Origin of the sequence: Methylobacterium sp. Leaf117 (genome assembly GCF_001422985.1) — a bacterium.
In the GTDB taxonomy this organism is placed as follows: Bacteria; Pseudomonadota; Alphaproteobacteria; order Rhizobiales; family Beijerinckiaceae; genus Methylobacterium.
The window spans coordinates 52,480-72,332 of the sequence record NZ_LMNL01000002.1; the positions used below are offsets into that span (position 1 = coordinate 52,480).

The window sequence follows — 19,853 nt, forward strand, 5'->3', positions numbered from 1 at the left end:
GAGGAACGGGTCGAGCGGGAGATCCGCCCGGCCGATCGACCGGCGGGCTTACTTCTCGGACGGGGGCGTGAACGGTCGGACGTTGCTGACCTCGGCGGGGGCAGAGGCTTGGGTTTGCGCTTGGGTTTGGGCGGGCGCCGATTCGGATCGCGCCCCGGCCTCCTCTCCGGCGAAGTTGCGGGCGGAGCGCCGCAGGGCCTCGTGCTGCTTCTGGAGCGAGACCCGGCTCTCGCGGGCGATGTCGAGGGCGCCCTGGGCCAGCTTCCGCTCGGAGCGCTCGTGCTGAAGCTCCTCGATGAGACGATGGTTGACGGTCTCGAAATCGGCCCGCTCGACCTCCTGGCGATGGACCAGATGGTCGATCCGGTCGGACAGGCTGGAGACGCGGCCGAGCGCCTGTTCGAGGGCCGCATCCTTGGCCGCCATCGCCTTGGTCAGCATCTCGCAGCGATGCTCGAATTCCGAGCGGGCGCGCTGCATCTCGAGGAAACGCTCGGTCTGGCGGGCGAGATCCGCCTGGGCGCTCTCCAGGCGGCGGTCGAGGGTCACCCGCTCGATCAGGGCCTCCTTGAGCCCGCGCTCGGCCGAGCGGCCGGCCTCGTCGCGCTCGCGCAGCTGGTTGCGCAGCTGCGCCAGCATCTGCTCGGTGCTGGCGAGGCGGCTCGTGCTCGCCTCCGCCCGCATGGCGAGGCTCGCGCGCTCGGTGCGATGATTGGCGACCTCGGCCTCGTACTGGGCCTCGGCTTTCTGCGCGGCGGTGACCTCGGCGGCGAGCTGCTGCTCGACGTTGCGCAGGGCGATGCGGCCGGCTTCGGCCTGCGTCTCGAAGTCCTGCGCTCGTGCGGTCAGCTCGGCCAGCTGGGCGGCCTGGGCCTCGCTGAGGGTCTGGAGCCGCAGATTGTCCCGATCGAGGGCGTGGCGGCTTTCGCGCAGGTCCTGCAACTCGCTGTCCGAGCGGGCCAGCGCCTGATCGAGGGCCTTGGCCTCGCCTCGCAGGGCCTTGCTCTCGCCCTGGAGGGCGCGGGTCTGCTCGGTCTCGGCAAACAGGCGCCGCTCCAGGTTCTCGACCTGCAGGGTCTTGTCGCGCAGGGCGAGGCGTACTTCCTCCGCCGCGGCGTCGCGGGCCTGGAGGCTGGTTTCGAGGTGGTGCAGCTGGATCTTGGCGGCCGACACGTCGTTCGTGGCCACGGCGAGCCGGCCCGTCGCATCGGCGAGGTCGCGCCGCAGGGTCGCGGCATTGGCCTGCTCGACGCCCAGCAGCGTCTCCAGCTCGGCCGTCCGGACCTTGGCCCGGGGCAATTCCTCGGTGATCGCCACGATCGGCACCAGGAGAGCCGAGAAATCCGATTGCAGCGACTTCAGGTCGTCGAGCCGCTCGGACATCTCCGCCACGCGGAAACGCAGGCTCTCGTTGTGCTGTCCCAACGAATCCAGCGACAGGTCCTCGACATGAGGTTCAGGCTCTGAATTGTCGACTTCCTCACCGACCCGCAGAAAGGGTGTCGTGAGTATTGGAGCGCGCAACATCGCATCCGTCTGCTCGGGAGACTGCGTCTTGGTCTCACCGGCGGTAAACTTACGGAGCGAGATCCAGCTCATTTCTGTCGTCCATCCCCATCGCGGATCTGCCACGACATAAGGTGATCAAAGTTGTAATTTGCCAGCGCTGTCAATCACGTCAAACCGGATGCGTTAGCAAAATTTTAACGTATGGCTTTTGTGGCGCATGAGGCGCTCGAAGCGCGAACGCTCGGATCGACTTCGTCGATACCAGCGCGAATCTGCCACCCCGCGGGCGAATGCGCAGCGCGGGCGTCGAACATCCAGCGGCGCGCGACGGTGCGGGGCTGGGTCCAGGGCTGGGTCCGGGGCCGGGTCCGCCGCGACGGCGGGGCAGGATTTCGACCCGTCCCCGGCGTCATCGATGGGGTCGGCATCACGCAAGCGTGATGCGTCCACGGGGTGACCGGGGCGGCCGCAGCGCAGGCCCGGCGGGCGCAGCGGGTTAGGCTTCGTCGGACTCGGGGTCGGTCGGGCCTGGGAGCGGGGCTGCAAGGCGGCTGAAGTCTCCCCAGGCCTCGCGTGCCGCACGCCAGTCGTTCAGGTTGTCGAGGGGCAGTCGGACCTCCACCACGAGGTCGTCGTCCAGCAGACCCGGAACGATGTCGGTGGTGGCGCCCGGGAAGGTGGCGACGACGATGGCCTGGATACGCCCGAGGCGCGCCATCTGGTCCGCCGTCGGCTCGACGATGATGTGTTTGATGACCCGGATCATGCCCGCTCATCGCACGAGGGAGACGAGTCCGTCAGCCGGACAGCTTGTCCTAGTGGCCGGACGTCTGCTTCGCCGCGTGCCGGCGCAGGTCGAGCCTCATCGCGGCGCGGACGACAAGAGAACCGTCAGGGGAAAGTTGTTGGCGCGCCCACGGGGAATCGAACCCCGGTCTGATCCGTGAGAGGGACCTGTCCTAACCGCTAGACGATGGGCGCGGATCGGAGGGAGGGGCGCGGTCATCGCTGCTGCGATCCGTGCTTCCCGGCCGATGGGCGATCGTATAGCGAGGGTCGCGCGACGCCACAAGGGCCGAAATCGCCTCCGCGTCGCCCAAGCGACATTTTGAACCTCGGAAACGCCGCTTGTCGGGAAAGGAACACCTCGTGTCGGGACAGGAACACCTCGGGCCGGGACAGGACCCGGTTTCGGGACAGGACTTGCTGGATCTCGAAGCCGAGGTTCTGGATCACGACGCCCTCGATCAGGACTCCCTCGATCAGGACGCAACCGGCGAGCGCCGCGCGACGATCGCGGAACGCCGCGCGACGATCGGGGAGGAGGCCGCGACCGAGCGCCTCGACCGCGCCCTGGCGCGGATCTTCCCCGACGTCTCGCGCTCGCGCCTGCAGGATCTCGTCAAGGCCGGGCAGGTCCGCCGCAACGGCGCCGTCAGCCTGGACCCGTCCGTCAAGGTCGGCCCCGGCACCGAACTCGCCGTGACCATCCCCGAGGCGGTGGCGCCGGAGCCGCGCGCCGAATCCCTCGACCTCGTCATCGTGTACGAGGACGACGACCTCATCGTCATCGACAAGCCGGCGGGCCTCGTCGTCCACCCGGCGCCCGGCCATGAATCCGGGACCCTGGTGAACGGGCTCATCGCCCATTGCGGCGACAGCCTGTCGGGCATCGGCGGCGTGCGCCGGCCGGGCATCGTCCATCGCCTCGACAAGGACACCAGCGGCCTGCTGGTGGTGGCCAAGAACGACCTCGCCCATGCGGGGCTGACGGCGCAGTTCGCCGATCACGGCCGCACCGGCCCGCTCGAGCGGGCCTATCTGGCCCTGGCCTGGGGCGTGCCCGAGCCGCGCGTCGGGACCATCGAGGCGAATCTCGCCCGCAGCGTCCGCAATCGCGAGAAGATCGCGGTGGTGCGCGGGGAGGGCGGTCGCCACGCCATCACGCATTACCGGGTGGAGAGGGTCCTGGGCACCGAGGCCCCGGTGGCGCTGGTGCGCTGCATGCTGGAGACGGGGCGCACCCATCAGATCCGCGTGCATCTGAGCCACCGGGGCCATCCGCTCCTGGGCGATACGGTCTATGGGGGTGCCTTCAAGACCAAGGCGAGCCGGCTCACGCCGGAGGCGCGCCTGGCCCTCGACACCCTGGGCCGGCAGGCGCTGCATGCCAGCGTGCTGGGATTCGCCCATCCGCGCACCGGCGAGACCCTGCATTTCGAGAGCCCGCTGCCGCCCGACATGACCGACCTGATCGCGCAATTGAGCGCAAAACGCTGAGCTTCGGCTCGTAGCGGCAGTGTCACAGTCAAGCCGGTGCGGGCGTGCGCCAGGACACGGCGGGCTGCGGCCATTCGTGTCATCACAGACCCAACCGAGGTCCCGCGCGTTGAAGACGAACTCGCCCTGCGCGTCGCCTTCCCGAATCCCCCGGTTTCCCGCTAGACTAGGGAATCGGACGGTCGGCTCAAGGGAGCGGCGGTTCGCCCGGACCGCCCCGATGGGGGTCCTTTCAAGGAGGTAAGATCATGGCCGGCGCATTGCCAGTGCTCGCCACCGAGGGTGGCCTCTCCCGCTACCTCGACGAGATCCGCAAGTTCCCGATGCTCGAGCCGAACGAGGAGTTCACGCTCGCCAAGAACTGGCGCGAGAAGGGCGACCGGAACGCCGCGCATCGTCTGGTGACGTCCCATCTCCGCCTCGTGGCCAAGATCGCCATGGGCTATCGAGGCTACGGGCTGCCGATCGGCGAAGTCGTGTCCGAGGGCAATGTCGGCCTGATGCAGGCGGTCAAGCGCTTCGAGCCCGACAAGGGCTTCCGTCTGGCCACCTACGCCATGTGGTGGATCAAGGCGGCGATCCAGGAATACATCCTGCGCTCGTGGTCGCTCGTGAAGATGGGCACCACCGCCAACCAGAAGAAGCTGTTCTTCAACCTGCGCAAGGCCAAGGGCCGCATCTCGGCGCTCGACGAGGGTGACCTCAAGCCGGATCAGGTCGCCCAGATCGCCGTCAAGCTCGGTGTGCCCGAGCAGGAGGTGATCGACATGAACCGGCGCCTGTCGGGCGACACCTCCCTCAACGCGCCCCTGCGCGAGGAGGGCGAGGGCGAGTGGCAGGACTGGCTGGTGGATAACAGCCCGAGCCAGGAGACCGTGCTGGCGCGCGAGGAGGAGGGGCAGAACCGCCTCTCGGCCCTGCGCGACGCGCTCTCGGTGCTCAACCCGCGGGAGCGCCGGATCTTCGAGGCCCGTCGCCTCGCCGACGATCCGATCACCCTGGAGGACCTGTCCGGCGAGTTCGGCGTCTCGCGCGAGCGCGTCCGCCAGATCGAGGTCCGGGCCTTCGAGAAGATTCAGGAAGCGGTCAAGCGCAACCTGGCGACCCGCGAAGCTCCCCGGGCCGAGTTGCACGCCTGAGGCGGTCCCCGCCGTCGCATGGACTTCGAAAAAGGCCCCCGGCAGCGATGCCGGGGGCCTTTCTCAATTCCAACGGTTGATGGAGCGGCATCAGGCTCCGCGCCCGGCCGGCCCTAGCGCCACTGGTCGAAGGCGTTCTGCAGCACCTGGGTGCCGGCGGTCCCCTTCTCGAAGGCCACGATCCCGCGCGGACCGGAGGCGAACTTGAGGGTGATGTCGAACCAGTTCTTGTGCAGCAGGATGTCGGTGTTGCGCTCAATGTCGTTGGGCAGCGACGAGAGCCCGATCAGGAACAGGTTTTCGCGGACCCGGACCGGCAGACCGGAGACCGGGGAGCCGCGCGCACCCTCCTCGTCCTCGCCCTGGAGCAGGCCGATATCCTGCACGTTGTGGCGCGCGCCGGCCGGGCCGCTCGGCGTGAAGGCGAGTTCGATGGTGTGGGAGGCCGGCAGGGTCGCGTCGAGGTTGCGCCGCAGGGTCATCGCCAGGGTGAGGCCCGCATCCGGAAACTCGGCCGTGGCCCTCACGACGGTCTCCAACGGCTGGCCCTGCTCGCCCGGCACGGTGTCGAGGCGCCAGACCACCCGGCCCTGGGTCGCGCTGGGCGCCGCATTGGCGCCGCCGCCGACATTCTCCTCGTAGAGTACCGCCCGCTGGGTCACGGCGAGGTCCGGCTGGGCCTGCGACGGGGCGGCGGGCGTCGGTGCCGTGGGAACGGTCGCCGGGCGACGGGCCGGCGCGGCGCGCTCGGCCGGCGCCGCATCGCCGCCGACGCGGTCGGCGAACTTGGAATCCGCGCCGTCCTGGGCCCCGTCCTGCTGCTCGGTGGCGATCGGCTGGAGGTCGGCCGGCTTGTCGCGCAGGAGGAAGGCGGCGACCGCGATGAGACCGATCACCGCGATCAGGATGCTCCCCACCAGTACGTTGCGCAGGAGGCGGGAGCGGCCGGTGCGCGGACCGACCACCGCGATGCGGGGCCGCTGGCGCTGGCCGTTCCCGTCGACCACCAGGGTGTCGGCGGAGGCCTCCTCGGAACCGGGCGCCGGCTCGGCCCCCTCGGCGTCGGCGTCAGGCCCCAGGAAGGGCGGCGTCTTGGACTTGCGCGGCTGGATGCGGACGGGGGGCGGCACCACGTCCGGCGCGGCCGATCCCGCGCCGGGCGGCGGCGCGGGCAGGAACGGCTCCGGCGGGGAACTCGGCGCGACCTCGGGGGACGGTTCCGGTGCGCGCGCGGCTGGCGGGCTCAGGGGCACGCCGAGATTCGGCGGCGGAGCGGGCGGCAAGGTCGCCGCCGGCTCGGAAGATCCTACCTGAGATGGCCGCGGCCCCGGCGGGGACGCTTCCGGCAACGACGCTTCCGGGAGATCGCTCGCATCGTTGGCCGGGCTCGGCAGGAAGGGCTCCGGTTCCGGGGCCGGCGGTTCCGGCTCGGGCGGTGCCGACGCGACGCCGCCATGGTCGCGCTCCAGCCGCAGGATCGCCGCCTCAAGGGCATTGCGCTCCAGGTCGATGTCGTCCTCGGACAGGGGCGGATCGAGGGAGCGGAGCTGCCCGATCAGGGCCCCGCGCGCCCGCTCGTAAACCGCCTGGCGCAGGGCCAGGGAGCGGTCGGGCATGGCGTCGAGCGCCCGTGCGAGCAGTGGATAATAGTCGGCCATCGTGCCTCAGATCCGCCTTCTCGCCGGCGGCCGGACGGCCGCGTCGTCCGGCTCTCCCCCGATCGAAGGGACGCCGCGCGGCCGAACGGCCATCGAGACCGCATCATCCCTACGCGATCGCCCGTGCATCAAGCGGAAACCGCCTCAATCCTCGAAGGGGTTGTGCATGAGGATGGTGTCGTTGCGCTCCGGCGAGGTCGAGAGCAGCGCCACCGGTGCGCCGATCAGCTCCTCGATCCGGCGCACGTACTTGATCGCCTGGGCCGGCAGGTCGGCCCAGGAGCGGGCGCCGGCCGTGGTGCCCGACCAGCCCTCGATGGTTTCGTAGATCGGCTCGACCTTGGCCTGGGCCGCCTGGTTGGCGGGGAGGTGGTCGACCACCTGCCCGTCGAGGCGGTAGCCGGTGCAGACCTTGATGGTCTCGAACCCGTCGAGGATGTCGAGCTTGGTCAGGGCGATGCCGTCGATGCCGGAGGTCCGCACGGTCTGGCGCACCAGCACCGCATCGAACCAGCCGCAGCGCCGCTTGCGTCCGGTGTTGACGCCGAACTCGCGGCCCTTGGCGCCGATGGTCTCGCCGATCTCGTCGAACAGCTCGGTGGGGAAGGGGCCTTCGCCGACGCGGGTGGTGTAGGCCTTGGCGATGCCCAGCACGTAGCCGATGGCCGAGGGACCCATGCCGGAGCCCGTCGCGGCCTGGGCGGCGACGATGTTCGACGAGGTCACGAACGGATAGGTGCCGTGGTCGACATCCAGGAGGGCGCCCTGGGCGCCCTCGAACAGGATGCGCTTGCCGGCACGGCGCTCGTCGTCGAGGAGCTTCCACACCGTGTCGGCGTAGGGCAGGATCGTCGGCGCGATCGCCTTCAGCTCGGAGAGCAGCGCGCCCGCATCGACCTCGGCGATGCCGAGGCCCCGGCGCAGGGCGTTGTGGTGGGTCAGCACCCGCTCGATCTTGGCCTCGAGAGTGTGCTCGTCGGCGAGATCGACCACCCGGATGGCCCGGCGGCCGACCTTGTCCTCGTAAGCGGGGCCGATGCCGCGCTTCGTGGTGCCGATCTTGAGACCCGCGTTGGAGGTCTCGCGGAAATGGTCGAGCTCGCGGTGCAGCGGCAGGATCAGGGTGGCGTTGTCGGCGATGCGCAGGGTGCGGGGCGAGATCTCGACGCCCTGGGCCTGGAGCCGGGCGATCTCGTCCACGAGATGCCAGGGATCGACCACGACGCCGTTGCCGATCACCGAGAGCTTGCCGCCGCGGACCACGCCGGAAGGCAGCAGCGCCAGCTTGTAGGTCACACCGTCGACCACGAGGGTGTGACCGGCATTGTGGCCGCCCTGGAAGCGGACCACCACGTCGGCCTGCTCGGAGAGCCAGTCGACGATCTTGCCCTTGCCTTCGTCACCCCACTGGGCGCCTACGACGACGACGTTTGCCATTCACTCAAGACCTGTGCGTGCCCGCGCGAAAGCGGCCCGACCTGTCGGGCGGACCGTTTTCGCTGTCCTCGGGTCTTTCCGCGATCCGTGGGCGGAAATCAAGCAAGCCGCCCGTTCCTGCTTGGATAGGCGGGCTTAAAATAGGCGGCTTGGATAGGCGGCTGGGACGGACGGGTATGACCGTTCAGCGCGCCTCGGTGCCGGGCTGGCGGCCCGGCAGGTCACCGGGCTTGATCACCGGCATGCCGCCGGGATTCGGATCGGGCGGCGTCACCACCATGCCGGGGGCCGCGTTGCCGGGCGGCTTGATCACGCCGTCGCTCTTCTCCAGGCGATCGCTGAGGGTGCCCTTGTCCCCCGACCCGTTGGTGCCGGGGGCGTTCTGCCCCGAGGACTCATCGGATGGCCGGATCTTGTCCGGGATGGTCTGGTTCGGCGGCGGCAGGGCCGGGTCGGTGTCGCGGCCCTTCAGGGGCGCGTCGGGGGACTGGGCGAAGGCAGCGCCGGCGATCAGGCCGAAGCCGACCGCGAGGGTGAGGATCGAGCGCATAGGATCTCCCTGTCTCGGATGCGAGGTTCGAGGGAGAACAGAGCCGGGCACGGAAGCGTTCCTGCCGTATCGGTCCTGTGATGGGAGGATGATCCTGTGCGGAGGCGAATGCCTCTCGGAGCCGATGCAAAGGTTCGAACGATCATCCGCGTCCCTCTCGCCGCTGCGGGAGAGGGTGGCCCGCGAAGCGGGTTGGGTGCGAGGAAGCACCGGATCCGGAGAGGTCGCCCCCTCTCCCGGTCGCTCCGCGACCACCCTCCCTCGCATTGGGGGAGGGCCCCGACCACGCCTCGAAGGGAACGGTCAGGCGCTCTCGCGCGCCATGGCGAGATAGAGTTCGCGCAGGCGCCGGGTGTGCGGGCCGGGGCGGCCCTCGCCGACCGCGTGGCCATCGATCGAGACCACCGGCATCACGAAGGCCGAGGCGCTGGTATAGAAGGCTTCTGCCGCCGACAGGGCCTCGGAGACGCTGAACAGGCGTTCCTCCAGGGCGAGGCCGGCCTCCTCGGCGAGCCGCAGCACCGCCTTGCGGGTGATGCCGGGCAGGAGTGCGGTGGAGAGCGGGCGGGTGACCAGGGCGCCGCCCTTGGTGACGATGAAGGCCGTCGAGGACGAGCCCTCGGTGACGGCGTCGTCCTCGACCATCCAGGCCTCGGCGACCCCGGCGGCGGCGGCCTGCTGCTTGGCCAGCACCTGGGCCAGCAGGGCCACCGACTTGATGTCGCGGCGCTTCCAGCGCAGGTCCGGCACCGTGATGATCTTGGCGCCGGTCTCGGCCAGGGGGTTGGCCGCCACGGTCTTGGCCTGCGTGAACATCATCACGGTGGGCGCGGTGCCGGCCGGCGGATAGGCGAAGTCGCGCTCGTACACGCCGCGCGTCACCTGCATGTAGACCAGCCCCTCGGCGAGGCCGTTGCGGGCGACGAGATCGGTCTGCAGGCCGATCCATTCGGCCATCGTGTGCGGGTTGGCGATGTCGATCTCACCCAACGAGCGGTCGAGGCGGGCCAGATGCGCCTCGTTGTCGACGAGGCGCCCGTCGAGCACCGCCGAGACCTCGTAGATTCCGTCGGCGAAGAGGAAGCCCCGGTCCATGATCGGCACGCGCGCCTCGGCGAAGGGCAGGAAGGCGCCGTTGAGGTAGACGATGCGGGCTTGGGACACGGGCTGACCTCTTCTGACCGGAACTACGGGTCTTCGTTGGGACGCACGAACCGTGCGCGGGCGGGGATCAGGCGGCCTCGAACACCCGCGAAAAGATCGTGTCCACGTGCTTGAAGTGATAGCCGAGATCGAAGCATTCCTCGATCTGCTGCGGAGTCAGCGCCGCGGTGACGTCGGCATCGGCCTTGAGGAGCGTGAGAAAGTCGCCCTCGCCGCGCCAGACCGGCATCGCGTTGCGCTGCACCAGGCGGTAGGCATCCTCGCGCGAGACCCCGGCCTGGGTCAGGGCCAGCAGCACCCGCTGCGAGTGGACGAGGCCGCCGAGCTTGTCGAGGTTGCGCTGCATGGTCTCGGGGTAGATCAGCAGCTTGTCGATGACGCCGGTGAGGCGCGCCAGCGCGAAATCGAGGGTCACGGTGGCGTCCGGGCCGATCATGCGCTCGACCGAAGAGTGCGAGATGTCGCGCTCGTGCCAGAGGGCGACGTTCTCCATGGCGGGCAGGGCGTAGCTGCGCACCATGCGGGCCAGACCCGTGAGGTTTTCAGTGAGCACCGGGTTGCGCTTGTGCGGCATCGCCGAGGAGCCCTTCTGCCCCTCCGAGAAGAACTCCTCCGCTTCCAGAACCTCGGTGCGCTGGAGATGGCGGACCTCGATCGACAGACGCTCCACCGAGGAGGCGACGACGCCCAGGATGGCGAAGAACATGGCGTGGCGGTCGCGCGGAATGACCTGGGTCGAGACCGGCTCCGGCGTCAGGCCCATGGCCTTGGCGACGTATTCCTCCACGCGCGGGTCGATGTTGGCGAAGGTGCCGACGGCGCCCGAGATGGCGCAGGTGGCGATTTCCTCCCGCGCGGCGACGAGGCGGGCGCGGTTGCGCTCGAACTCGGCGTAGGCCTGGGCCAGCTTGAGACCGAAGGTGACCGGCTCGGCGTGGATACCGTGCGAGCGGCCGATGGTCGGCGTCATCCGGTGCTCGAAAGCCCGGCGCTTGAGGGCGGCGAGCAGGGCATCGACGTCCTTGATCAGCAGGTCGGCGGCGCGCACGAGCTGCACGTTGAGGCAGGTGTCGAGCACGTCCGACGAGGTCATGCCCTGGTGGACAAAGCGCGCCTCGGGTCCGACGATCTCGGCCAGATGCGTCAGGAACGCGATGACGTCGTGCTTGGTCACCGCCTCGATGGCGTCGATGCGGGCCACGTCGAAGACCGCGTCGCGGCCCTTCTCCCAGATGGTGTCGGCGGCCTCCTTCGGAACCACGCCGAGTTCGGCCAGCGCCGTGGTGGCGTGGGCCTCGATCTCGAACCAGATCCGGAAACGCGATTCGGGCGACCAGATCGCGGTCATCTCGGGGCGGCTGTAGCGGGGGATCATGCGGGCGCCTCGGTCAACGCGTCGGAACCGGCCGTGTGACGGGCCGTAGGGAAGGGCAACGGGATCAGGCGCGCCTAGCATGGGCGGCGACCGCGCTCAACGCACGCCCCCGGCCGGCGCCGACGCCGTCCCGCACGAAGCGCAACGCCTGCGACCTACCGCAGTGCAGCATTTTGGCATCAGGCGGCGGCTTTCGGGACGGAGCTGGACTCATTCCAGGAACCTGATCCTAGAGGTATTTGTCTTTTGTTGCACGCGCTTACGCGGAAGATCCCGACACCACTCTGGACCAACTCCAGACTATACCAGTCTCAGACGACTGGTGAGCGTCGGTTCGTTGCAATACCGAATCGTACAGATCCAATACAAGCCCGTCCCGCGGCGGACGTTGCTTGTCTTGATTCGCATCGCTCCTGCACCGACGAGACCGCCCATGCCGCGCACATCCGATGGCTTCCGCCGCATCGCCGTCTGGCGCGCGGTGCTTCTCGGCGCCGTGGCCTTGGACAACACCGGCCTCGGCACGGCGGCGCTGGCACAGGAACAGGAACACGCCGTCGCTCTCGACCAGATCCACGTCGAGGGGAGCCCCGGCACCACCGTTAGTTACCTGACCACCCGGATGCGGACCGCGACGAAGACCGACACGCCCCTGCTCGATACCCCGCAATCGGTCACGGTCGTCACCCAGCAGCAGATCCGCGACCAGGGCATCCAGAGCATCGCGGATGCGATCCGCTACGTCCCGGGGGTGGTGGCGCACCAGGGCGAGGGCAACCGCGACGACGTGGTGATCCGGGGGCAACGCTCGAATGCCGACTTCTTCGTCAACGGCATCCGCGACGACGCCCAGTATTTCCGCGATCTCTACAACGTTCAGCGCATCGAGGTGCTGAAGGGTCCCAACGCCATGATCTTCGGGCGCGGCGGCGGCGGCGGCGTGATCAACCGGGTGCTCAAGGAGGCGGACGGGGTGCCGCTCCGCGAGGTCGTGGCCCTGGGGGGCGCCTACGGCACCAAGCGGGTCGCCGTCGATCTAAGCGACCGCGTCGGCGACAGCGACAGCGTGTTCTTCCGCCTCAACGCGATGTTCGAGGACAGCGGCACCTATCGCGACTTCGTCGACCTGCGCCGCTATGGCATCAACCCGACCCTGACCGTCCTGCTCGGTCCGGCCACGACCCTGAAGCTGTCCTACGAGTACTTCCACGACGACCGGACGGCGGATCGGGGCATCCCCTCCCAGTTCGGCCGGCCCTATCGCTACCGCCAGAACATCGCGACGTTCTTCGGCAATCCCGACCTCAGCTATGCCCGGGTCGATGCCCACATCGCCACCGCGACCCTCGATCACGCCTTCGAGTCCGGTGTCACGATGCAGAGCAAGCTGCGCTTCGCCGATTATGCGAAGTTCTACCAGAACGTCTATCCGAACATCGGCCGTGCCGGCGCCGTCAATGCCGCCGGTACGGCCCTGACCCTGGCAGCCTACAACACCGACTCACCCCGGACGAACTCTTTCAGCCAGACCGACTTCACCTACCGCTTCGAGACCGGGCTCCTGAAGCACACGCTGCTCGGGGGTTTCGAACTCGGCTACCAGGAGGGACTGACCTTCCGTCAGGACGGCTTCTTCGCCACCACCGGCACCCAGGCCCTGGTGGTGAATCCGCTCTCGCCGGTGAGCCGCGTACCCGTCACATTCCGCAACATCGCGAGCGGGGCCGACACCCGCTACGACCTCGGCCTCGCGGCAATCTATGCCCAGGACCAGATCGAGATCGGGCCGCACCTGCAGTTCATCGGCGGGCTGCGCTACGATCATTTCGACTTCGCGGCCACGGACCGGCGCTCCACCGTCACCAATGCCCGCGTCGACGACCTGCTGTCGCCCCGGCTCGGGCTCGTCCTGAAGCCCGTCGAGACGCTCGCCTTCTATGCCAGCTACAGCATCTCCTACCTGCCGTCCTCGGGCGACCAGTTCAACGCCCTGACCCCCGGTCTGGCGATCGCCAAGCCGGAGCGCTTCGAGAACACCGAGGTGGGCGTGAAGGTCGACGTCGCGCCGACGCTCCAGCTCACCGGCGCGCTCTACAATCTCGATCGCATCAACCAGCGCCTCGCCGACCCGAACAATGCCGGCTTCTTCATCACCAGCGGCCAGACCAGCACGCAGGGGGCGGAGATCGGCGCCAACGGCTTCGTCACCGAGTGGTGGCAGATCGCCGGCGGCTACGCCTTCACCGATGCCCGCATCGTCAAGGGCTTCAACATCGGCGGGACCTCCGTCAGGGCCGGCAACCAAGTGGGCCTGGTTCCCTTCAACGCCTTCACCCTGTGGAACAAGTTCGACGTGACGCGGGACTTCGGCATCGGCATCGGCTTCGTCCACCAGACGCACAGCTTCGCAGCCTCCGACGACACCGTGCGGCTGCCGGGCTACACCCGATTCGACCTCGGGCTGTTCTATCAGGTCACCGACGGCGTGCGGGCGCAGCTCAACATCGAGAACCTGTTCGATCGCGGCTACATCGCCACCGCCGACGGCAACAACAACATCAGCCCGGGCGCGCCGCGCCTGATCCGCGCGCAGGTCGTGGCCCGCTTCTGAAACGGCCGACCGGCGCAGCGTTGCATTCATGCAACAAGTCTTGCCAGATCGTCCCACTCTGGAATATTTCCAGGACTAAAATCCGAAGGGACTTTGCCAAATGTTGCAAAGGCCTTGGCAGACTGTTTCGAGTGCTTCTTAGAAGCTCTGTAAAACAAAGACCCGGAAAGGCCACCGGGCTCGCTTGATCCTGTCTTAGACCCCCTTCAAAGGGTGCGCCGTGCCCATCGACTGATTTCGGGGGCGCAAAATCAACAAGACACGGTCTCTCGAGCGGGCAGTACGATCATGAACATTGGAGCAGCATCGCGGTTCCTCGCAACCTTCCTGTGCGGGACGGCGCTGGCGACGGTGGCCCGGGCGCAGCCGGCGCTCCTGCCCGAGGGCACGGCCGTGACCCTGGACCAGCTCAGCATCGAGGGCGTGCGCGGCAACACGGTAGGCTACCTGACCCGCGCCACCCGGAGCGCGACCAAGACCGACACGCCGCTCCTCGACACGCCGCAATCGATCACCGTCGTGAGCCGCCAGCAGATCCGGGACCAGAACGTCCAGAACCTCACCGAGCAGCTGCGCTACGTGCCGGGCGTGATCCCGGCCCAGGGCGAGAACAACCGCGATGAGGTGATCATCCGCGGGCAGAAGACCAACGCGGACTTCTTCGTCAACGGCGTGCGCGACGACGTCCAGTACTTCCGCGATCTCTACAACATCGAGCGCATCGAGGTGCTGAAGGGGCCAGATTCGCTGATCTTCGGGCGCGGCGGCGGCGGCGGCGTGATCAACCGCGTCCTTAAGGAAGCCGACGGCCTGCGGGTGCGCGAGATCGTGGCCGGCGGCGGCCAGTTCAACCAGAAGCGGGTGGCGCTCGATGTGGGCGACCGCATCAGCGACAGCGTGTTCTTCCGCCTCAACGGCATGTTCGAAGACAGCCAGACCTACCGACAGTTCGGCGACCTGCAGCGCTACGGCATCAATCCGACGATGACCTTCCTGCTCGGCCCGGCCACCACCCTGAAGCTCTCGTACGAGTTCTTCCACGACGACCGCTTCCCGGATCGCGGCATCCCCTCGCAGAACGGCCGGCCGTACAATTACCGGAACAACACCCGCACGTTCTTCGGCAACCCGGACGTCAACACCACCCGGGTCGATGCCAACATCGCCACGGCGACCCTCGACCACACCTTCGAGTCCGGCGTGCAGATGCGCAACCAGCTGCGCTTTGCCGATTACAACCGCTTCTACGCCAACACCCTGCCGGGGGCGCCGGTCAACGCCGCGGGCACGCAGGTGCCGATCACCGGCTACCGCAACGAGACCGACCGGACCAACTACTTCAGCCAGAACGACTTCACCTACAAGTTCCTCACCGGCACGGTGAAGCACACCCTGCTGGCCGGCTTCGAGCTCGGCTACCAGGAGGGTCTCGCCTTCCGGCAGACCGCGTTCTTCAACACCGGCAACAGCCTCGTGACCAGCGTGGTGGTGAACCCACTCGCGCCGATCACCCGGGCACCGGTGACGTTCCGCAACAACGGCACCACGGACGCCAATGTCCGCTACGATCTCGGTCTGGCCGCGGCCTATGCCCAGGACCAGATCGACCTCAACGAGTACGTCCAGATCGTCGGCGGCCTGCGCTACGACTACTTCGATTTCTCCTCGCAGGGCCGCGCCACCGGCCTGACCAACGAGCGGGTCGACAACCTCGTCTCGCCGCGCGCCGGCCTGGTGATCAAGCCGCTGGAGAACCTCGCCTTCTACGGCAGCTACAGCGTGTCCTACCTGCCGTCCTCGGGCGACCAGATCGGCGCGTTCACGCCGGGTCTCGTCATCGCCAGACCGGAGGGCTTCCAGAACCTCGAGGTGGGCGTGAAATATGACGTCACCCCGACCTTCCAGGTCACCGGCGCGCTCTACAACCTCGACCGCACCAACCAGCGACTCAACGACCCGAACAACGCGGGCTTCTTCATCCTCTCGGGCAGGACCAACACCCAGGGGGCCGAGATCGGCGCCAACGGCTACGTCACCGATTGGTGGCAGATCGCCGGCGGCTATGCCTTCACCGATGCCCGCATCGACAGCAACGTCTCGACGACCATCGTGAAGGGCAACACCGTCGGGCTGGTGCCGTTCAACAGCATCTCGCTGTGGAACAAGTTCGACATCACCCGCGAACTCGGCATCGGCATCGGGGTGATCCACCAGACCCACACCTTCGCCACCTCGGACGATTCCGTGCGGCTGCCGAGCTACACCCGCTTCGATCTCGGACTATTCTACAACATCACCGAATCGGTCCGCGCGCAGGTGAACATCGAGAACCTGTTCGACCGGCGCTACATCTACACGGCCGACAACAACCAGAACCTCACGCCGGGCGCGCCGCGCACCATCCGGGCGCAGATCGTCGCGCGGTTCTGACGGTCACGCGGCGGGTGGACTACTCCACCCGCTGCCAGCCCGGCCCCATCAGCCGCTCCTGCGGGGTGAAGCGGGCCTTGTAGTCCATCTTGCGGGAGCCCTCGACCCAGTAGCCGAGGTAGAGATAGGGCAGGCCGAGATCGGCCGCGCGGCGGATGTGATCGAGGATCATGTAGGTGCCGAGCGAGCGGTTCGCCTCGGCCGGATCGTAGAACGAGTAGACCATCGACAGGCCGTCGGCGAGAACGTCGGTCAGGCACAGGGCCACGGTCGGGCCAGTACCGCGCCCGTTGATCGCGGTGTCGGGTCCGCGTCGGCGATACGTCACCAGATGGGTGTCGACGTGGCTGTCCTCGATCATCATGGCGTAGTCGAGCACGGTCATGTCGACCATGCCGCCGTCGCCGTGGCGGGCATCGAGATAGCGCCGGAACAGCGCGTATTGCTCGGAGGCCGGCCGATTGGGCTCCGGCGTGCCGACAAGGTCGGCGTTGCGCTGGAGGATGCGGCGCTGGCTGCCCGAGGGCTGGAAATCGGCCACCACCACCCGCACCGAGATGCAGGCGCGACAGGATTCGCAGGCCGGCCGGTAGGCGATGGTCTGCGAGCGGCGGAAGCCCCCCTGCGTCAGGATCTCGTTGAGGTCCCGGGCCCGGCGGCCGACGAGATGGGTGAAGACCTTGCGCTCCTCCTGACCCGGCAGGTACGGGCACGGCGAGGGCGCCGTCAGGTAGAATTGCGGGGTGTCCCGGGAATGGCTCGTCACGCTTGTCTGTCGCTCGCCGCGCGAGGGGGCGCCGCGGCCCCCAAGACTTGAGTGTATCCGCAACGCGGGCGGGCTCAACACCCCCCTGAGGCGTCCGCGACGATTTCGTATGAAACCCGTCAGATCTCGCGATCCGACGCTGTCCCGGAGAGGCTCAGCCGGCCCGCACCACGGCGAGCCCGAGAAGCAGGTCGTGCCCGAGGCGCCGGTCGGCCCGCACGAGGCCGATACCGACATCCAGCATCCACAGCAGGAAGGCCGAGGCCACCGCCACGTAGAACAGCAGGGCGTGGATCGCCGCCGTGAGGTAGTCCACCCGGGTGCCGCTCTCGGGAGCCACGACGCGCAGTCCCATCATGCGCATGCCCCAGGTGCTCTGGGCCGCGCCCCCCACCGTGATCGCGCTGTAGAGGATGCCGCTCGCCGGCAGGACGGCGAACAGGGTCCAGCCGAGGCCGAAGGTGAGCACGCCGATCACCGTGATCGCCAGGGTCAGGAGGGCGGTGAAGCCGAAGATGAACAGGATGTCGAGGAGGTAGGCGACGAAGCGCGCGCCGAGGCTGCCCCGGACATAGGGGATCGGGAATTGGGGGGCGTAGCCGGTCTGGACGCGATCGGCGTAGGGGCTTTGCGTCTCGCGCATGGGGCGCTCCTGGGTGTCGCCCCCGAGCGGCGGCGGCGGACATCTCAGGCGAGAGATGGGCGTGGCCTGCGCAACTCTCAAGATCGGCGTTTTCAGGGCGCCGCGCGGCCGGCCGGCGAGGTCCGCACCCCCGGATCGGCGACGGCCGCCTCCGGGGTGTCGAGATAGTAGTGGCGCAGGAGAAAGAGGCGGGCACCGTTGACCGGGCCGGTCTCCGTGGCGAGGCCGAGCAGTTCGGCTCCGGACCCGAAGCTGCAGGTGACCCAGCGCTGGCGCGCCGCCTGACCGGGCCGGCCCGCCACCGCGTAGTCGACCCGCACGTCGTCCAGAGTCGCGCCCGTGCCGATGCGGAGCAGCTTCACCTCGGTCTCGGGGGGCGCCAAAGCGGGCACGACGCGCCGGCAGATCTGAGCGCGCTGGCGATCGACCGAACTCTCGCAGGCACCGAGGCTCACGAGCAGCGCAAGCCCCAGCGCGAGAACGCATGGCCTCACGTGCATGTCCTCACGCGCCCGGCCTCACGTGCATGTCCTCACGTGCATGTCCTCACGCGCCGGCGCGCAGCCGCTCGGCGACCCGCAGCGCGTAGTAGGTGAGGACGCCGTCGGCGCCGGCGCGCTTGAAGGCCAGCAGGCTCTCGACCATGGCGCGGTCGCCGTCGAGCCAGCCGTTGCGGGCGGCGGCCTCGATCATCGCGTACTCACCCGACACCTGGTAGGCGAAGGTCGGCACGGCGAATTCGTCCTTCACCCGGCGGATGATATCGAGATAGGGCAGGCCGGGCTTCACCATCACCGAATCGGCGCCTTCGGCGAGGTCGAGGGCGACCTCCCGGATGGCCTCGTCGGAATTGCCCGGGTCCATCTGATAGGTGCGCTTGTCTCCGACCAGCGCCGCCTGGGTGCCGATCGCATCCCGGAACGGACCGTAGAAGGCGCTGGCATACTTGGCCGCGTAGGCCATGATCTGGACATCGCGAAATCCGGCCCGGTCGAGCCCGGCCCGGATGGCGCCGACGCGCCCATCCATCATGTCGGAGGGCGCGATGATGTCGGTGCCGGCCTCCGCCTGGATCAGGCTCTGCTCCACCAGCAGGGCGACGGTCTCGTCGTTGAGGATGGCGCCATCCTCGAGGAGGCCGTCATGGCCGTGGCTGGTATAAGGATCGAGGGCGACGTCGGTCATCAGGCCGAGCTCCGGCACCGCCGCCTTCACCGCCCGCACCGCCCGGCAGACGAGGTTGTCGCGATTGAGCGATTCCGAGCCGGTGGGATCGCGCAGGCCTGGCTCGGTGTAGGGAAAGAACGAGATCGCGGGAATGCCGAGGCGGGCCGCCCGCTCGGCGTCGCGCACCACCTCGTCGACGCTGAGGCGCTCGACCCCCGGCATCGAGGCGATGGGCTCGCGCCGGCCGGTCCCCTCGATGACGAAGAGCGGCCAGATCAGATCATCCACCGTCAGCGTATGCTCGCGCACGAGGCGGCGCGACCACTCGGCCTTGCGGTTGCGGCGCGGGCGCTGGGTGATGCCGAGGCCCGGCGCGCGGGCGGATTCCTGTGCCGTCTCGACCGCCAGGGGACGCGGGGTCGCTGGTGCGTGGGTCATCGTGCTCGAACTCGATGGAGCCGGGCCACGGCCCGGGCGGAGGGCCACGGGCCTATCACATCCCGAAAAGCCTTCGAAACCCGCATTGCCGACGCAGGGATGCGGGGGCAAGCCCATGGAGGACCGCATCGCGCACAAGCGTGGCCCGAACCCCGCCGAGCCTGCCAAAGGGGCGCAACGCCCGGCCCTAATCCTGCAGGTCCAGCTTGCGGCTCCAGTCGCGATATTGCTTGCGCCAGGTTTCGGGGGGAGTCTCGGCCATTCGCTGCAACAACGCGGAGCGGGATCGGGACCATTGCCGAACCCGAAAAATCCCGCGAACCCGAAAAATCCCGAGCACGAAGGACGCAAGCATCCCGCCGATCCCCCCGGAGACGAATTTCGCGACATCCCAGCGCAAAACAAATTCGTTCGCCTCGGGACCATGGGTCACCATCATCCCGCAAGCGACGACAAGGCAGATGACCAGGAGACGGATGGAATCGTTTGCGATCAGGGTGCAGAGCGTGAGCGAACTGTATTTCATCGCAAGACTCGCGCGAGAGGACCGGCAACGTCAGGCGTGAGCATATCGCTCATGGGTGAGAGATTTCTGACCGGAACCGGTCACATCCACCGTCCCGCCGCAGGAGTCGGCGGTTCGCATGCCCTGCCGCCTTCGTCACGTCGCCCACGCCCAGGGGCAG

General features: G+C 68.4%; 16 protein-coding genes and 1 tRNA gene. 4 read left to right on the top strand and 13 right to left on the bottom strand.

What is annotated here, in order from left to right; translation table 11 throughout:
- Positions 1–48: 48 nt before the first annotated feature.
- From ASF57_RS04035 to ASF57_RS04045, 3 genes are all read right to left on the bottom strand, one after another.
- The gene (locus ASF57_RS04035) at positions 49–1,599 is read right to left on the bottom strand and encodes a hypothetical protein (protein WP_056480377.1); all 1,551 of its coding nucleotides are present in this window, start codon (positions 1,597–1,599) and stop codon (positions 49–51) included.
- A 406-nt stretch (positions 1,600–2,005) separates the two neighbouring features.
- On the bottom strand, positions 2,006–2,275 hold the full coding sequence (locus ASF57_RS04040; protein ID WP_056182816.1) for a hypothetical protein: 270 nt from the start codon (positions 2,273–2,275) through the stop codon (positions 2,006–2,008).
- A 140-nt stretch (positions 2,276–2,415) separates the two neighbouring features.
- A tRNA-Glu gene (locus ASF57_RS04045) sits at positions 2,416–2,490 on the bottom strand.
- 312 nt (positions 2,491–2,802) lie between these two features.
- Here ASF57_RS04045 and ASF57_RS04050 point away from each other — a divergent pair.
- Positions 2,803–3,789: an RluA family pseudouridine synthase gene (locus ASF57_RS04050; protein ID WP_056480511.1), complete on the top strand. Its 987-nt coding sequence runs from the start codon at positions 2,803–2,805 to the stop codon at positions 3,787–3,789.
- Between the two features lie 248 nt (positions 3,790–4,037).
- Positions 4,038–4,928, top strand: coding sequence for an RNA polymerase sigma factor RpoH (gene rpoH, locus ASF57_RS04055; RefSeq protein ID WP_056182819.1), 891 nt, complete (start codon positions 4,038–4,040; stop codon positions 4,926–4,928).
- A 113-nt stretch (positions 4,929–5,041) separates the two neighbouring features.
- On the opposite strand, the gene ASF57_RS04060 is transcribed toward rpoH, so the two are convergent.
- The 5 genes from ASF57_RS04060 to purB form a co-directional block, all read right to left on the bottom strand.
- A complete protein-coding gene (locus ASF57_RS04060) occupies positions 5,042–6,586 on the bottom strand; it encodes a hypothetical protein (protein ID WP_056480380.1) in 1,545 nt (514 codons plus the stop codon).
- A 144-nt stretch (positions 6,587–6,730) separates the two neighbouring features.
- Entirely contained in the window at positions 6,731–8,023 is a 1,293-nt protein-coding gene (locus ASF57_RS04065) for an adenylosuccinate synthase (protein ID WP_056182826.1), read from the bottom strand.
- A gap of 184 nt (positions 8,024–8,207) precedes the next feature.
- Positions 8,208–8,573 (bottom strand): hypothetical protein, encoded by a 366-nt coding sequence (locus tag ASF57_RS04070; protein WP_056480383.1) that lies wholly within the window; start codon positions 8,571–8,573, stop codon positions 8,208–8,210.
- 303 nt (positions 8,574–8,876) lie between these two features.
- Positions 8,877–9,737 carry a D-amino-acid transaminase gene (locus ASF57_RS04075; protein ID WP_056480386.1) on the bottom strand — a complete coding sequence of 287 codons (861 nt, stop codon included), beginning with the start codon at positions 9,735–9,737 and terminating at the stop codon, positions 8,877–8,879.
- 67 nt (positions 9,738–9,804) lie between these two features.
- Positions 9,805–11,112 carry an adenylosuccinate lyase gene (gene purB / locus ASF57_RS04080; RefSeq protein ID WP_056480389.1) on the bottom strand — a complete coding sequence of 436 codons (1,308 nt, stop codon included), beginning with the start codon at positions 11,110–11,112 and terminating at the stop codon, positions 9,805–9,807.
- Between the two features lie 433 nt (positions 11,113–11,545).
- On the opposite strand from purB, the gene ASF57_RS04085 reads away from it, so the two are divergent.
- Positions 11,546–13,723, top strand: a complete 2,178-nt coding sequence (locus ASF57_RS04085) for a TonB-dependent siderophore receptor (RefSeq protein WP_082503669.1) — start codon at positions 11,546–11,548, stop codon at positions 13,721–13,723.
- Between the two features lie 288 nt (positions 13,724–14,011).
- Positions 14,012–16,153 (top strand): TonB-dependent siderophore receptor, encoded by a 2,142-nt coding sequence (locus ASF57_RS04090; RefSeq protein WP_056480392.1) that lies wholly within the window; start codon positions 14,012–14,014, stop codon positions 16,151–16,153.
- A gap of 19 nt (positions 16,154–16,172) precedes the next feature.
- Here ASF57_RS04090 and ASF57_RS04095 read toward each other — a convergent pair whose 3' ends face one another.
- The 5 genes from ASF57_RS04095 to ASF57_RS04115 all read right to left on the bottom strand — a co-directional run bounded on the left by ASF57_RS04095 (position 16,173) and on the right by ASF57_RS04115 (position 19,693).
- Entirely contained in the window at positions 16,173–16,919 is a 747-nt protein-coding gene (locus tag ASF57_RS04095; protein ID WP_056182845.1) for an arginyltransferase, read from the bottom strand.
- Between the two features lie 154 nt (positions 16,920–17,073).
- Positions 17,074–17,562 carry an RDD family protein gene (locus ASF57_RS04100; RefSeq protein WP_056182987.1) on the bottom strand — a complete coding sequence of 163 codons (489 nt, stop codon included), beginning with the start codon at positions 17,560–17,562 and terminating at the stop codon, positions 17,074–17,076.
- Positions 17,563–17,654: 92 nt separating this feature from the next.
- Positions 17,655–18,056, bottom strand: coding sequence for a hypothetical protein (locus tag ASF57_RS04105; protein WP_244476802.1), 402 nt, complete (start codon positions 18,054–18,056; stop codon positions 17,655–17,657).
- A 52-nt stretch (positions 18,057–18,108) separates the two neighbouring features.
- Positions 18,109–19,167, bottom strand: coding sequence for a porphobilinogen synthase (hemB, locus tag ASF57_RS04110; protein ID WP_056182851.1), 1,059 nt, complete (start codon positions 19,165–19,167; stop codon positions 18,109–18,111).
- 187 nt (positions 19,168–19,354) lie between these two features.
- Positions 19,355–19,693, bottom strand: coding sequence for a hypothetical protein (locus ASF57_RS04115; protein WP_056480398.1), 339 nt, complete (start codon positions 19,691–19,693; stop codon positions 19,355–19,357).
- Between the last annotated feature and the right edge of the window lie 160 nt (positions 19,694–19,853).